Annotated in this window: 8 protein-coding genes; all 8 read left to right on the forward strand. The window is 58.8% G+C overall.

From position 1 onward, the window contains the following. Positions 1-323 precede the first annotated feature (323 nt). The 8 genes from P4826_RS19745 to P4826_RS17080 are packed head-to-tail and all read left to right on the forward strand — an operon-like array spanning position 324 to position 14,181. Positions 324-788, forward strand: a complete 465-nt coding sequence (locus P4826_RS19745) for a helix-turn-helix domain-containing protein (RefSeq protein ID WP_425605183.1) — start codon at positions 324-326, stop codon at positions 786-788. Further along, positions 785-1,276 (forward strand): BREX-3 system P-loop-containing protein BrxF, encoded by a 492-nt coding sequence (gene brxF, locus P4826_RS17050; RefSeq protein WP_317701548.1) that lies wholly within the window; start codon positions 785-787, stop codon positions 1,274-1,276. The genes P4826_RS19745 and brxF overlap by 4 nt, the downstream gene beginning before the upstream one ends. A gap of 20 nt (positions 1,277-1,296) precedes the next feature. After that, complete coding sequence (locus tag P4826_RS17055) at positions 1,297-5,037, forward strand: DUF6079 family protein (protein WP_317701549.1); 3,741 nt, start codon at positions 1,297-1,299, stop codon at positions 5,035-5,037. Positions 5,038-5,041: 4 nt separating this feature from the next. Then, on the forward strand, positions 5,042-6,937 hold the full coding sequence (locus P4826_RS17060; RefSeq protein WP_317701550.1) for an RNA-binding domain-containing protein: 1,896 nt from the start codon (positions 5,042-5,044) through the stop codon (positions 6,935-6,937). After that, a complete protein-coding gene (locus P4826_RS17065; RefSeq protein WP_317701551.1) occupies positions 6,927-8,816 on the forward strand; it encodes an ATP-binding protein in 1,890 nt (629 codons plus the stop codon). Before P4826_RS17060 ends, P4826_RS17065 begins: the two co-directional genes overlap by 11 nt. Then, on the forward strand, positions 8,813-10,174 hold the full coding sequence (locus P4826_RS17070; protein WP_317701552.1) for a hypothetical protein: 1,362 nt from the start codon (positions 8,813-8,815) through the stop codon (positions 10,172-10,174). The genes P4826_RS17065 and P4826_RS17070 overlap by 4 nt, the downstream gene beginning before the upstream one ends. A gap of 13 nt (positions 10,175-10,187) precedes the next feature. After that, positions 10,188-12,950, forward strand: a complete 2,763-nt coding sequence (locus P4826_RS17075) for a DNA methyltransferase (RefSeq protein WP_317701553.1) — start codon at positions 10,188-10,190, stop codon at positions 12,948-12,950. 1 nt (position 12,951) lies between these two features. Beyond that, positions 12,952-14,181 (forward strand): AAA family ATPase, encoded by a 1,230-nt coding sequence (locus P4826_RS17080; RefSeq protein WP_317701554.1) that lies wholly within the window; start codon positions 12,952-12,954, stop codon positions 14,179-14,181. Positions 14,182-14,183: the final 2 nt, after the last annotated feature.

Raw genomic sequence — 14,183 nt, forward strand, 5'->3', positions numbered from 1 at the left:
ACAAAGAATGGGACGAATGGGGTTGGGGACAGGTGTTCTTTGTGGCTCTTTGCGTCCAAGCACTGTGCTATCGCGGTGCCGAATACGTGTTGCCAGCGTGTCGCGATGGTGCCATTCAAGTGCCCGCATGGTGCCGTCATCGTGAAAACGCAGCCTCTCCAGCGGCAATGCCCGATCCAGGTGACATAACGGTGCCATATGCGTGCGCGTTGGGTGGTTCCATGGTGCTTCCATGGTGCGCTGCCACTGTTGGCCAGTCAAACATCAAGGTGTCGTGAGCGGCTCAGGTAGGTGCCGCCAGGGTGACGGATAGGATCACATAGGTGCCAGTTGCGCGCCATGAAGGTGTCGTTATGGTGTCTTTATGGTGTTGTCACGGCAGTCTGCGTGTCGCGAATTCAACGCCGGTGGAAGTTGCCGTTGTGGCATGTACTTTTGGGTCGCTCGCACTGGCGGCTGAAAGAAGGCTTCAGCCGGATGCTCGTCAGAACTGGCTGGGTGCCTCCATGTTCGAGGTATTGCCAATCTGTGCCAAGATTGCACAAATTCACACACACCCAGCAGACATAGACATGAACGAAGCGTCCGATGAAATCCTTACCATCGACGAAGTCGCTGCCTACCTGAAAGCAGGGCGACGCACGGTCTATCGCCTTGCGGCCAACGGCCAGATTCCTGCCTTCAAGCTGGGCGGTACGTGGCGCTTTCGGCGCACTGAACTGGATCGTTGGATTGCAAGCCGGATTGATACGCACGGCCACTCCAAGTCAGACGGAGTGGAGAAGTGAGCCATCGTGTCCCGCAAGGTCATTCCAGCAACCCGGTGCTCGACAGGCTTGAACGGCTGGTCGCAGAGGTTGGCGATCTGCAAAGCAAGCTGATCCTGCTGGTGGGCAACAGCAGCAAGACCCTTCTCCTGCGTCAGTTGGCGCAACGGCTGAGCGTCGCCCCGCGCAATGTCGGTGCGACGCTGGGGCATCGGTTGGCGGCCACGCCCGTTGCCGAGCGCGGCTTCTCGACCAACGAACTGCTACGCGACATCACCGACACCGCACGCGGCAACGCACCGCTGTTGCTCGACAACCTCGAAGTGCTGTTCGAGCCAAGCCTGAAGATCAACCCGCTCGACATGATCAAGCGGCTGGCGCACTCGCGCCGTGTCGTTGCCGTGTGGCCGGGCGAGCTGCGGGATGACCGCTTGGTGTATGCCCGCATGGGGCATCCCGAATACCGCGACTACACCCGCGATGGCGTTGTCGTCTTCGAGGCGACGTAGGGCCAATAAGGAAACAGAACATGAAATACAGGGATCTCATCCAGTTCGAGCAGATCGAGTCGGTGGTTCAACTGCTCGACGCCGACCGCCCCGACGAGGCCAAAAAGCTCGTCTCGACCTTCGTCATCTCCGACGACATGGCCGAACGTATCAGCAAACTCATGGTTCCGCAGCTCGGCTTCGACGAAGCGGTCGATCACAAGGGTGTGCTTATTGTCGGCAACTACGGCACCGGTAAATCGCACTTGATGTCGGTGCTGTCGCTGGTCGCCGAGGACGCCGCCTACGCGCCGATGATCCGCCACCCCAAGGTTGTGGATGCGGTGGCATCCATTGCCGGACAATTCAAGGTGCTGCGCATCGAAGTGGGCGGCCTGGAAATGCCGCTGCGCCAGGTCATCACCCAGCAGCTTGAACGCTTTCTCAAGAAGCTCGGTGTCGATTTCACCTTCCCGGCGGCGGATCAGGAGCTGAACAATAAAGACTCCTTCGAGGAGATGATGGCCGCGTTTGGTGAGAAATTCCCGAACCAGGGCTTGCTGCTGGTGGTGGACGAGTTCCTCGAATACCTGCAATCGCGCCGCGACCACGAACTGGTACTCGACCTAGCCATCCTGCGCCAGATCGGCGAAGTCGCCAAACACCTGAAATTCCGCTTCGTCGCGGGCGTGCAGGAGGCCATTTTCGACAATGGCCGCTTCCAGCACGTGGCCGACAGCATCCGCCGCGTCAACGAGCGCTTCACGCAAATCCTGATCGACCGTCAGGACGTGAGCTTCGTCGTCTCCGCACGTCTGCTCAAGAAGACTACCGACCAGCAGAACAAGATTCGCGAATACCTCACGCCGTTTGCCAAGTTCTATGGCTCGATGAACGAACGCATGGACGAATACGTGCGTCTGTTCCCCGTTCACCCGGACTACCTCAAGACCTTCGAGCAAATTCACTTCACCGAAAAGCGCGGCGCGCTCAAGACCATCGAGACCGCCATGCAGGCCATCCTCGATCAGAACGTGCCCACCGACCGCCCGCAACTGATCGCCTTTGAGAGTTTCTGGAGCACGGTCAAGGGCAACTCGGTGCTGAAAGCCGATCCCAACATCAAGGAAGTGCTGCGCGTCTCCGAAGTGCTCGAATCCCGCATTCAGCAGGCCTTCACGCGCCCAGCCTACAAGCCGATGGCGCTGCGTGTTATCAATGGTTTGTCCGTACACCGCCTGACCACCGGCGGCGACATCCACATTCCCATTGGCCCCACCGCCGCCGAGCTGCGCGACTCCCTGTGCCTGTTTCAGCCCGGCGTCGAAGACATGCCCGGCGAGCCCGCCGAAAACTTGCTCTCGATGGTGCAAACCGTTATGCGCGAGGTGCTGAAAACCGTCAACGGCCAGTTCATCTCCAAAACATCGGACACAGAGCAGTACTACCTCGATCTCAAGAAAGACATTGACTACGACGCCCAGATCGATAAGCGCGCCGAAACCCTGTCCGACGACGCGCTCGACCGCGCCTACTACAGCGCTATCAAGGCCTTGATGGAGTGCAGCGACGACCTGCGCTATCCCGGCTTTCAAATCTGGCAATACCAGATCGAGTGGCAGGAGCACCGTGTCGAGCGCCTGGGCTACCTGTTCTTCGGCGCGCCCAACGACCGCCCCACGGCGCAGCCCGAGCGCGACTTCTACATCTACTTCATTCAGCCATTCGACAAGCCCCGCTTTTCGGACACCCAACAGCCGGACGAAGTGTTCTTCCGCCTGAAAGCGCCGGATGAAAATTACAAGCGCCACTTGTCGCAATACGCCGCTGCGTTGGACTTGACCTCCACCGCCAGCGGCGGCGCAAAGGCGGTGTACCAGTCCAAGGCGCAGGATGCCCTGCGTGCCATGAGCAAGTGGCTGCAAGAAAAGCAGCTCACCGCCTTTGAAGTCACCTATCAGGGCAAGGCAAAGACCCTGCAAGACTGGGCCAAGGGCGTGTCGCTGCGCGACCGTGCACGCTTGGGCGCGGACGAACGCATCAACTTCCGCGACATCGTGAATATCGTCTCAGGCCTGGTGTTGGGCCAGCGTTTTGCCGACATCGCGCCGGATTACCCCAAGTTTCCCGTGTTGGTCACCGAGGCCAACCGCAAATCCCTCATCGGCAGCACGCTGCGCGCACTGGCGGGCGGCACGCGCACCAAGGACGCCACCGCCGTGCTCGATGCGTTGGAAGTGCTGGAAGGCGAACGCATCGACCCGGCCCATTCGCGCTATGCGCAAGAAGTGTTGAAGCGGCTTGCGGCAAAGGGCCACGGGCAGGTGCTCAACCGCAACGAACTCATCACGGGCAGCACGGATGTCGAGTACTTTTCTCCGGACAAGCAGCGACTGGAGCCTGACCTGCTCGTCGTGGTGCTGGGCGTGCTGGCGTACACCGGCGACATCGTGCTGTCGATCACCGGCGACAAGATCGACTCCAGCAAGCTCGCCCTGCTGGCCGAACGCTCGCTCGACGAGCTCAAGGCCTTCAAGCACATCGAAGCACCCAAGGAAATCAACCTTGCGGTGCTGCGCGCGCTGTTCGAATTGCTTGGGTTGCCACCAGGCCTGGCGCAAGAAGCCGCTCAAGGGAAGGAGGAGCCTGTCAGGCGGTTGCAGGACGCAGTCAGCGCACTGGTGCCGCGTGTGCTCAAGGCGGGCTCCGATCTCCAGCAAGGCAAGCTCGGCTTCTGGGGCCAGAACCTGCTACGCGACGAAGAAGCCAAGGACTGGTATGCGCGGCTGGATGCGCTCAAGAAATTCACCGAATCGCTCTCGCCCTACAACACCGTCGGTAAGCTCAAGAACCTGCGCATCACGCCGGAGGACATCGAACTCCAGAAGAAGAATCTCGACGTGCTCACCGGCGTCGAACGCCTGTTGGAACTGGTCGGCGAACTGGGCAGCACCGCGTCCTACCTGTCGCAGGCCGAAATGGTCTTGCAGCCCGGTCACGACTGGGTGAAGCAGGCCGAAGCCGCACGCAAGGCGCTGTTCGACAAACTGGGAGAAGACCGCACGGCAGAGCGCGTCGCCGCCGTGCTGGGCGAAGGCCGCCAGACGCTGGCCAAGCTCAAGAAGGACTATGTCGCCGCCTACATCGCCAGCCACAGCAAGGCGCGGCTGGGCGTGTCCGAGGAGAAAACCCGCAACGCCCTGCGCCGCGACGACCGCCTGCTGGGCCTGCGTGTGCTGGCGAACGTGTCGCTGATGCCCACCAGCCAGCTCACCGCCTTCGAGGATGAGCTGGGCGGCCTGAAAAGCTGCTCCGCATTGGACGAACCCACCCTGCTCGCCATCCCGGTGTGCCCGCACTGCCAGTTCCGCCCGTCCGCCGAGCAACTGGAGCTGCTGCCCGCCGCCAACCGCCTGCACAAGCTGGACGATGACCTGGATCAGTTGCAGGCCAACTGGCAGCAAACCCTGCTGGAGAACCTGGAAGACCCGTTCACGCAAGCCAGCCTCGGCCTGCTGCCCGCTACCAGCAAAAAGCAGATCGAAGCCTTCTTAGCCGCGCGCAAGCTGCCGGAGCCAGTCACCGCCGACTTCGCCAGCGCCGTGCAGGAAGCTCTGTCCGGCTTGGAGAAGATCATCGTCACCACCGGCGAGCTGCGACTCGCCCTGCTCCACGGCGGCTCGCCCGCCACGCTGGACGAACTGCGCAAGCGCTTTGACACGCTCATCAGCGAGCGTGGCAAGGGCAAGGACGCCACCAAGCTAAGGTTTGTGATCGAGTGACGCCATGACCCGAGACGAACTGCTTGCCAAGCTCCAGTCCATCGAATGGAGCGACATCGAATTCAAGGAAGCGTCGTGGGCTGCGCCCCGCGATGCGCTGGAAACCGTCAGTGCCTTTGCCAACACATCGGGCGGGCACCTGGTGTTCGGCGTCAAGCAGGCCAACGGCACCTTCACCGTCACCGGCGTCACCAATGCCGACGAAGTCCAAAACACCTTCCTTGGCTGGGTGCGCGACCAGAACAAGATCAGCGTGTTTCTGCCCATCAACGGCTCGGTTCATGCCTTGGCTGAAGGCACGGTTCTTGCCTTCTATGTGCCCGAAGCCCAGCGCAACGAAAAACCCGTGTATCTGGAGCGCAATCCGCGCAAAGCCCACATCCGCCGGGGTGGTCGCGATGACACCTGCACCGGCGACGAACTGCTGCGCTTCATCCGTGACGCATCGAACATCCGCTTCGATGCCGAGCCGCTGGACGTGGACACCAGCCGCTGCTTCGACGAAGCCACCGTGCGCTGGTATCGCGCGCGCTTCGCCACCAGCAACCCCGGCGGGGACACCGCAGCCGATGACACCGCCTTCCTGCGTAACTGGGGCTTCCTGGTTGAGCAAGGCGGCGTGCTGCGTCCCACCCGCGCCGCCATCCTCGTGCTGGGCAGCGGCGAATATGTTCGCCAGGTGCTGCCACGCATGGCGGTGGACGTGCAGCTCTACCGCAATGCCAGCGCCGAGTACGACTCCGCCATCCGCTGGGCCGACCGCATCACCGTGGAAGACAACCTCATCAAGGCGTGGCAGGCCATTGTCGAGTTCTACTTCCGCCACAGCGAGCGTCCGTTCGGCGTGGACGCGGCCACGATGCGCCGCGACGACGACCCGCCAGACTACATCTCCTTCCGCGAAGCCGCCATCAACCTGCTCATCCATCAGGACTTTGGCGACACCACCCGCGTGCCGGTGATCCGTTTCTTCCGCGACCAGACCGAGTTCTTCAACCCTGGCGATGCCTTCGCTTCGCGCGAGCAATTGCTCGACCCCGGCGACAAGGAAGTGCGCAACCCCAGCATCGTCAGCGCCTTCCGCCGCATTGGCCTGTCCGACCAAGGCGGCACCGGCGTGCGCGCCATCTTCGACGGCTGGCGCAAGCTGGGCTACCTGCCGCCGGAAATCGAAAACCACAAGGCCGAAAAAAGCTTCCGCCTTCGTCTGCGCAAGGAGAAACTCATCACCGAAGCCCAGCTGCTGGCGCAGGCCAAGCTGGGCGCACACCTGTCCGCACAGGAAGCCGACGTCTTCGCCTACCTCACCCGCAAGGGCCAGATCGACCTGACCGACGTGAAGGCGCTCACCGGCCTGTCTGGTGCGGACGCCCGCCAGCTTGCGCAGCGGCTCACCGTACAAGCCCTGCTGGTGGCGCAGGGCGGAAGCGACAACGTGTTCGTTCTGGCCGAGCACCTGCGCGCCCGTTTTCTGCCCGTCGCGCCCGAACAGGCTGCAAATAGCGAAGAAAATCAACGGTTTGGCTCGGAAACTGCGGCAACCGACGCGACTGCACAAGCCACCGATCAAGCCACTGCACAAGCTGCCTCTGGGCGCGCCCAGCTTGTGCAGTCACTTGTGCAGTTGTCCGCCATCCAGTGGCAGATCGTGGCCTTTGCCGACGCGCCCCGTTCCATTACCGAGCTGATGGGGCGCACCGGCCACAAGCAGCGCGCCTTCTTCAAGCGCCAGCATCTGGAGCCGCTGCTGGCGGGCGGGATTCTGAAAATGACCGTGCCGGACAAGCCCACTTCGCCTGCCCAGCGGTATGTGCTGACCGAAGCAGGTGTGAAGCTAAAGCAACTGCACGAACAACAGCAGGCCGCAGGCCAACCGGAGAACGAAGACCATGGACATTGAAACCTCTGGCGCCATAAGGCTGTTCTTTCCCAATCCATCATTGGCCTTGGTTTATTTCGAGGCATTGGCCAATGCGCTGGATGCCAGTGCTACGGATGTGTCCATTGATATTGATGTGCAGGCATACGACAAGCCGGACACGCTGAAGATCACCGTTACTGATAACGGCGATGGATTTACCGAAGAAAACTTTGATCGCTTCAAAACCTTGTTGAAGCCAAGGGATAAATTCCACAAGGGCATTGGTCGCCTGGTGTTTCTCAACTATTTTGATCGCGTTGAAGTTGTCAGCACGCGAGACAAGTGGCAGAGGAAATTCGTCTTCAAAGAGGGTTTTGATGGCAACGCGCCGCTCCAAGAAATTGAGCAGGCGCAGGATGCCAAGACGACGCTGACTTTCACTGGCTTTACCGGAGCGCGCGTCAAGTCCTATGACGATCTGAAGCCGGATGCCATCAAGCCACTATTGATCGAGCAGTTCCTCCCGACGCTTGACGCGCGTAAGCGTGATGACAAGGCGTTCAAGATTTCAATCAGCCTGAAGACCATTGAGAGCAACGCGCAGAAAGAGTTCTTTCCGCACGAAGTTGCGATAACGCCAGATGAGTTGCCTTCAATGACCAAGATCGCCATCCAGGATGATTCTCTGGACGCGTTCTCAACCATTGACATGCACTATCACGTCGAGCCGGTGTCGGGCAAAGGAAGCCTGCTCATTGCCTTCAGTATTGATGGGCGGACGATACCGGTAAGTCTGATATCGCCTTCATCTTTTCCCGCGGGCTATCTTGGTGTCTTTTTGTTCGAGTCGGAGATGTTCCATTCCAATGCCGACAGCTCGCGCCAGAAGCTGGTGTTGCCAGAAGGTTTGCCGGTGGCAAGTCTTTATCGCGTTTTGCGTCGGGAAGTTGGCAAGGTGCTAGCGGACAAGATTCCCCAGATCACAGAAAAGAACAAAAAGGTAAAAGAAACATTTGAGGAGAAGTTCCCGCATCTTCTGGGCTACTTTGAGGACGATACCGTTGGCCTGATTGAGCGAGATGATGCCTTGGATGTCGCGCAGCAACGCTTTTTTCAGGCTCAGAAACAGGTGCTGCAATGTGAAATGCTGACGGATGCTGCATATGAAAAATCGCTGGAACTTTCGTCTCGCACGTTGACAGAGTACATCTTGTACCGCGAAAAGATCATTGGTCGAATGAAAGCAATGACGGCTGATAACGCCGAAGCCGATATACACAATCTGATCGTTCCAAGGTTCAAGGAGTTCTCGCAAGACACTTTGTCTTCTGAAATTTACCAGAACAATGCTTGGTTGCTAGACGACAAGTTCATGGTGTTCCGCACGATTCTGAGCGAGAAGAGCATGAATGTTGTAATCAATGCCATACGCTTGGATGATGAAAGCGTGGGTGATACAGGTAGGCCAGATATTGCCATGATATTCTCGGCTAATCCAAGCGATGCAGCGCCAGTCGATGTGGTGGTGGTTGAAATAAAAAAGAAAACTGACGAAGAGAAAGACAACTTCTACGCTGTTAATCAATTGCTTGATCGAGCTGTGAAGTTGGTGGCATATTGCCCGAATATCCAAAGGGTCTGGTACTACGCAATCATGAACATCAATGATGCCACGGCCATTCGATTGCGACAATTTAAGTGGACGCCATTCTTCTCGAAGGGCAAGGTTTACTATCAGGAATTCGAGACGCCGCACCCTGATGGGCGGATTGTTCCAACACCGACTTTTGTTGTGTCTTTCGATGCGATCGTGGCTGATGCAGAACGCAGGAATCACACATTCCTTGAGATTCTGCGTAATGGCATGAAGAAGTACGCCGAGCAGCAGACCGTAGATTCGGCTGGAGAGCAGGAATGAGCGCCCTTGTAGGTCAAGGGTTGACGGACATCGATTCGCTGGCGCTGGCCGTGCGCGACCCCGAGTCGAAAAGGCTCGTTGGTGAGGCTCTTTCGGCCTATCGCGGTGGGGCATTGCGATCCGCAATTGTCTCTACATGGATCGCGGTGGACTACGACATCATCGCCAAAGCCAAGGAGTTGTCTGCGCATGGGGATGCCGCAGCCACCACGTTTGTGCAGGATATCGAGTGCGCGATACAGAGCCGCGATGTGAAAAAAATGCAGGCCATAGAGTCTGTAGTACTGACCACGGCAAATGAAAAACTCCAACTCTTCGCTCCACACGAGTTCGAGGATCTGAGTCGTTTACAGAAGGACAGACATCTGTGCGCGCATCCAGCCTTCGCCTCGGAAGACGCCCTGTTCCAGCCGACACCGGAACTGGTGCGCACCCACATTACCCATGCGCTGAAGCATCTGCTCGTCAATGCGCCGCTGCAAGGCAAGAGCGCGATTGAGCGTTTCCATGCCGATCTGCTGAGCCCGTCGTTTCCGGTGGATGAGGAAAGCATCGGCACGTTTGTTCGCGCCAAGTATCTCGACCGCGCGAAGGACGTGATGGTCGTCAATTTGATCAAATCGCTGCTGAGCGCGCCTTTCGGCAGAGAGGCCGCTCAATACATGGGGCAACGACACCAGGTTGCCCGAACGCTGCGGGAGATCGCCAAAGCAAAAACGGCGATCTACGATGAAACTGCCAAAGATCACGTTGCACGCAAGTTCGACGCAATCCCCGATGCGCTGCTGTTGAGCATCAGCGCCTTTGTCGAGTGCGATACCCGCTTGTGGGAGTGGTCGCCGGAGCCGACGCGCATTCGATTCAGGAGGCTGCTTCAAGATGCCGATGCCGAAACCCTCAAGAAACACTCGGCCTTCGATGCGTTTGCCATCCCCGAATTGGCCTCTATCTTGGTCGGTCGATTTGAGTCTTTTGAGCAAGACGTTCAGATCGGCATCATTTCTCAAATACCAAGGCGTGAGTTCATTACTCAGGCTATCCGAATTTATGGCGATGCCAGTGGTTGGCGAGCTGCCGAGCAGCGTGGGCGGGTATTGATGATCCCCCTTGCGCCGTTGATGAATGCGGATGACGTAAGGGTCATGCTTGAGGCAGTCCAGGAAAACGATCAAATCTGGGGCGCCAGTGGAACGTCTGCAATTCTTGAAACTGTATTCGATGCCACGCGGAGTCTTTTGGCGCAGTCCCGCCCCCATTGGCAGGCATTTATAAATGCCCGAATGTTATCCAGCCGGGATGCTTCTTCCCACTACGCATATCCCGCGCTACAGCAGCGACTTGCAGCTAGCGAAGACTAAATAAGACAGGCACATGAGCGACTTTTTTCATACTAGCGAAGCCACCATCGACCCCGTCGAATGCCTCGGTCAAACCTTCGAAAATGATAGCGCCCGGCGCACGTACTACCTGGGCTTGCTGGCAAAAAGGCTTAAAGACCCGGCCTTCCGACAGCAAGAAGGTTTCCCGCAGGGTACGGACGCGGCCATCCTCGCCATGTCCGACCCGCCGTACTACACCGCCTGCCCCAACCCGTGGCTGGCGGAGTTTGTGGCGCACTACGGCAAGCCCTACGACCCGGCGGTGAAGTACAGCCGCGAGCCGCTGGCGATTGACGTGAGCGTCGGCAAGACCGACGCCATCTACAAGGCGCACAGCTACCACACCAAGGTGCCGCACCTGGCCATCGTGCCGTCCATCCTGCACTACACCCAGCCGGGCGACGTGGTGCTGGACGGCTTTTCCGGCTCCGGCATGACCGGCGTGGCCGCGCAGTGGTGCGGCACGGCACCCACCAGTTACCGCTTTGAGCTGGAACAGGCGTGGAAACAGGAAGGCCGCACTGCGCCTAAGTGGGGTGCGCGCCGCGCGGTGCTCAACGACCTGTCGCCCGCCGCCACCTTCATCGGCGCCAACTACAACATTCCCTTCGATGTGGACGCCTTCGCCAAGGCCGGCAAGCAATTGCTCAAGGATTTGGAGCAGGACATCGGCTGGATGTACGAGACGCTGCACAGCGATGGCAAGACGGTGGTGCGGATTGACTACACGGTCTGGAGCGAAGTGCTGGCGTGCCCTTCGTGCGCGGGCGAAATCGTGTTCACTGATGCTGCATTGGATGAGGAAACCAAAGCAGTTGCGGATCTGCTGACCTGTCCGCATTGCGGCGCGCAGGCCAAGAAAGAGCAGATGGATCTGCAATTCGAAACTTTCATTGACCCGGCGACTGGGCAGCCCGACAAACGCCCGAAGCGCGTGCCGTCGCTCATCACATACAAGCTGGGTAGAACGGCCTACACCAAGAAGCCGGATCAGGCCGACTTGGAGCGAATCGCCAAAATTGCGGCGCTGCCGCTGCCAAAAGACCTGCCGGTGGATCGCTTTCCGGATATGCAGATGACACGGGTGGGCCGGATGAAGACAACCAACTCTGCGGCCATCCACTTCATGTTCCTTCCGCGTGCGGCGCAGGCGATGGGGCTGCTTTGGAGCAAAGCCAAGAAAAATGCCGAGCCGCGTACTAGGAGCATGTTGCTGTTCATGGTTGAGCAAGCGATTGCAGGGTTTTCCATTCTCAATCGATACAGCCCGTCGCACTTTTCTCAAGTCAATCGCATGTTGTCTGGTGTCTACTATGTTGCGTCACAGACTTCTGAATGCAGTCCTTGGTACAACTTGGACAACAAACTGGATCGACTCATCAAGGCTTTCCGGAATTTCAGCACCCATTCCGGCAATGCGATCATCAATACCGGCACTGCGACACGTTTGCCGCTGACAAATGCTTCCATCGACTATATCTTCACCGATCCGCCATTCGGCGAAAACATCTACTACTCGGATTTGAACTTCCTTGTCGAATCATGGCATGGTGTCAAAACTGATCCGAAACCGGAAGCCATCGTCGATCGTGTCAGACAAAAGGGCATCCCTGAATACCAGCACCTGATGTATAGCTGCTTCGCCGAATACTTCCGCGTACTCAAGCCGGGTCGCTGGATGACGGTGGTTTTTTCCAACAGCAAGGCATCGGTATGGAATGCTATCCAGGTGGCTTTGCAGCAGACCGGCTTCGTCGTGGCTGAAGTCACGGCACTGGACAAAGTGCAAGGCAGCTTCCAGCAAGTCATGTCGCCCAACACCGTCAAGCAGGATTTGGTCATCTCCGTTTACAAGCCCAACGGCGGGCTGGAAGAACGTTTCACAAAGAGTGGCGCGACGGTCGAGTCGGCGTGGGACTTCGTACAGACACATCTGCGGCAACTATCCGTCACCAAGGTGAAGAGCGGCGAGCTGGAGTTCATCATCGAGCGCGATCCGCGCCGCATCTATGACCGCATGGTCGCGTGGTTCGTGCGCCACGACGCGCCGGTGCCGTTGTCCACCGATGAGTTCCTGTCCAGCCTGCGCAACCGCTTCCCCGAGCGCGACGGCATGGTCTTTCTGGCCGAGCAAGTGGCCGAGTACGACAAGAAGCGCGCGCAAGTGGCGCAAGCGCCGCAGATGGAGCTGTTCGTCAGTGACGAGCGCAGCGCCATCGACTGGGCGGCGGATTACCTGAAGGCGCGGCCTTCCACCTATCAGGACATCCACCCCGAGTTCATCAAGCAACTGGGCGCAGGCTGGAAGAAGCACGAAACCCGCCCGGAACTCTCGGCACTGCTGGAAGCCAACTTTCTGCGCTATGAGGGCGCAGGCGAGGTGCCCAGCCAGATTCACCGTTACCTGTCCACCAACTACCACGACCTGCGCGGGCTGGAGAAAACCGACCCGCGCCTGGTCGCCAAGGCACAAGACCGCTGGTACGTGCCCGACCCGAACAAGGCGCAGGACTTGGAGAAGAAGCGCGAAAAGGCACTGCTCAAGGAATTCGAGCAGTACAAGACGTTCACCGGCCGCAAGATCAAGGAATCGCGGCTGGAAGTGCTGCGCGCCGGGTTCCGCGCCGCGTGGGCGGGCAAGGACTACGCCACCATCCTCGCCATCGCCAACAAGCTGCCGGACGAAACCCTGCAGGAAGACGAAAAGCTGCTCACCCTGTACGACATGGCGCTGACGCGCAGCGAGGAGAATTGACATGGCCATCATCGAAGGGTTTCGGGTACAGAACTTCCGTGCGCTGCGCGATGTGACCCTGGGGAAGCTGTCCGGGGAGCAAGTGGGCGACCCACTGACGCCATTCACGGTGGTGATCGGCAAGAACGGCGTGGGCAAAAGCACCTTGTTCGATGCCTTTGGCTTTGTGGCCGATTGCCTGGCGACGGATGTGGAAACAGCCTGCGATATGAAGCAGCGTGGTGGTTTTGAACGCATGCGATCCAGGGGCGTGACCGAACCCATCTGCTTTGAGATTTACTACCGTGGGGCACAGAACGAGCGGCCCATCAGCTACGAGCTGGCCATTGATCTGGACAGCAGTGGCCGACCTTTTGTTTTGTCAGAGGTACTGAAGCAACGGCGCAAGGGGTTGAAGAGTGGCCGCCCCTTTCCTTTTCTTCGGCTGGAGCATGGCAAGGGAACGGTGTGGGCTGGTGAGGAAGCGGTGGGCGATGAGCAGGAGGAAAGTAATGCCAGCAGCCCGGTGGAGCTGACCGACCCGCGTGAATTGGGGATTTCGACCCTGGGGACGTTGAAAGAGCATCCGCGCATCGGCAAATTTCGGGACTTCCTTAAAGGCTGGTATCTCTCGTATTTCTATCCCGATGCCGCACGCAGCCTGCCCACGGCGGGGCCGCAGCGGCATTTGAATGTGCATGGCGACAACATCGGCAACGTGGTGCAGTTCATGGAGCGCGAGCACAAGGATCGCTTCAAAAGCATTCTGGATCGCATCGCCAGCAAGATTCCGGGCATTGCGAAGATCGACACCAAGGTGACGGACGACAAGCGCGTGCTGTTGCGCTTCAACGATGGCGCGTTTGGCGACCCGTTTTTTGCGCAGCAGATGTCCGACGGCACCTTGAAAATGTTTGCCTACCTGTTGCTGCTGGAAGACCCTGACCCGCCACCCTTCATCTGCATCGAGGAGCCGGAGAACGGGCTGTATCACAAGCTGCTGGAGGCGCTTGCGCAGGAATTTCGCACGCATGCCACGGGCAAGAAAAATGCGCCGCAGGTTTTCGTGACCACACACCAGCCGTATTTTGTGGATGCCTTGTCGCCAGAGGAGGTGTGGATTCTGGAGAAGGGCGCGGACGGTTTTTCCGCCATTCGCCGGGCATCTGAGTTGGAAGTGGTCACGAATCTGGTGGCCGAAGGTTTGCCGTTGGGCGGGCTGTGGTACAGCGACTATCTCGATGCGAGGTGAGT

The sequence above is a fragment of the Diaphorobacter limosus genome, from assembly GCF_033100095.1.
In the GTDB taxonomy this organism is placed as follows: domain Bacteria; phylum Pseudomonadota; class Gammaproteobacteria; order Burkholderiales; family Burkholderiaceae_C; genus Alicycliphilus; species Alicycliphilus limosus.

Excerpts from the sequence above, each read along its gene's own strand:
- P4826_RS17055 (WP_317701549.1), top strand. The coding sequence starts at position 1,297 with ATGAAATACAGGGATCTCATCCAGTTCGAGCAGATCGAGTCGGTGGTT.
- P4826_RS17060 (WP_317701550.1), top strand. The coding sequence starts at position 5,042 with ATGACCCGAGACGAACTGCTTGCCAAGCTCCAGTCCATCGAATGGAGC.
- P4826_RS17065 (WP_317701551.1), top strand. The coding sequence starts at position 6,927 with ATGGACATTGAAACCTCTGGCGCCATAAGGCTGTTCTTTCCCAATCCA.
- P4826_RS17070 (WP_317701552.1), top strand. The coding sequence starts at position 8,813 with ATGAGCGCCCTTGTAGGTCAAGGGTTGACGGACATCGATTCGCTGGCG.
- P4826_RS17075 (WP_317701553.1), top strand. The coding sequence starts at position 10,188 with ATGAGCGACTTTTTTCATACTAGCGAAGCCACCATCGACCCCGTCGAA.
- P4826_RS17080 (WP_317701554.1), top strand. The coding sequence starts at position 12,952 with ATGGCCATCATCGAAGGGTTTCGGGTACAGAACTTCCGTGCGCTGCGC.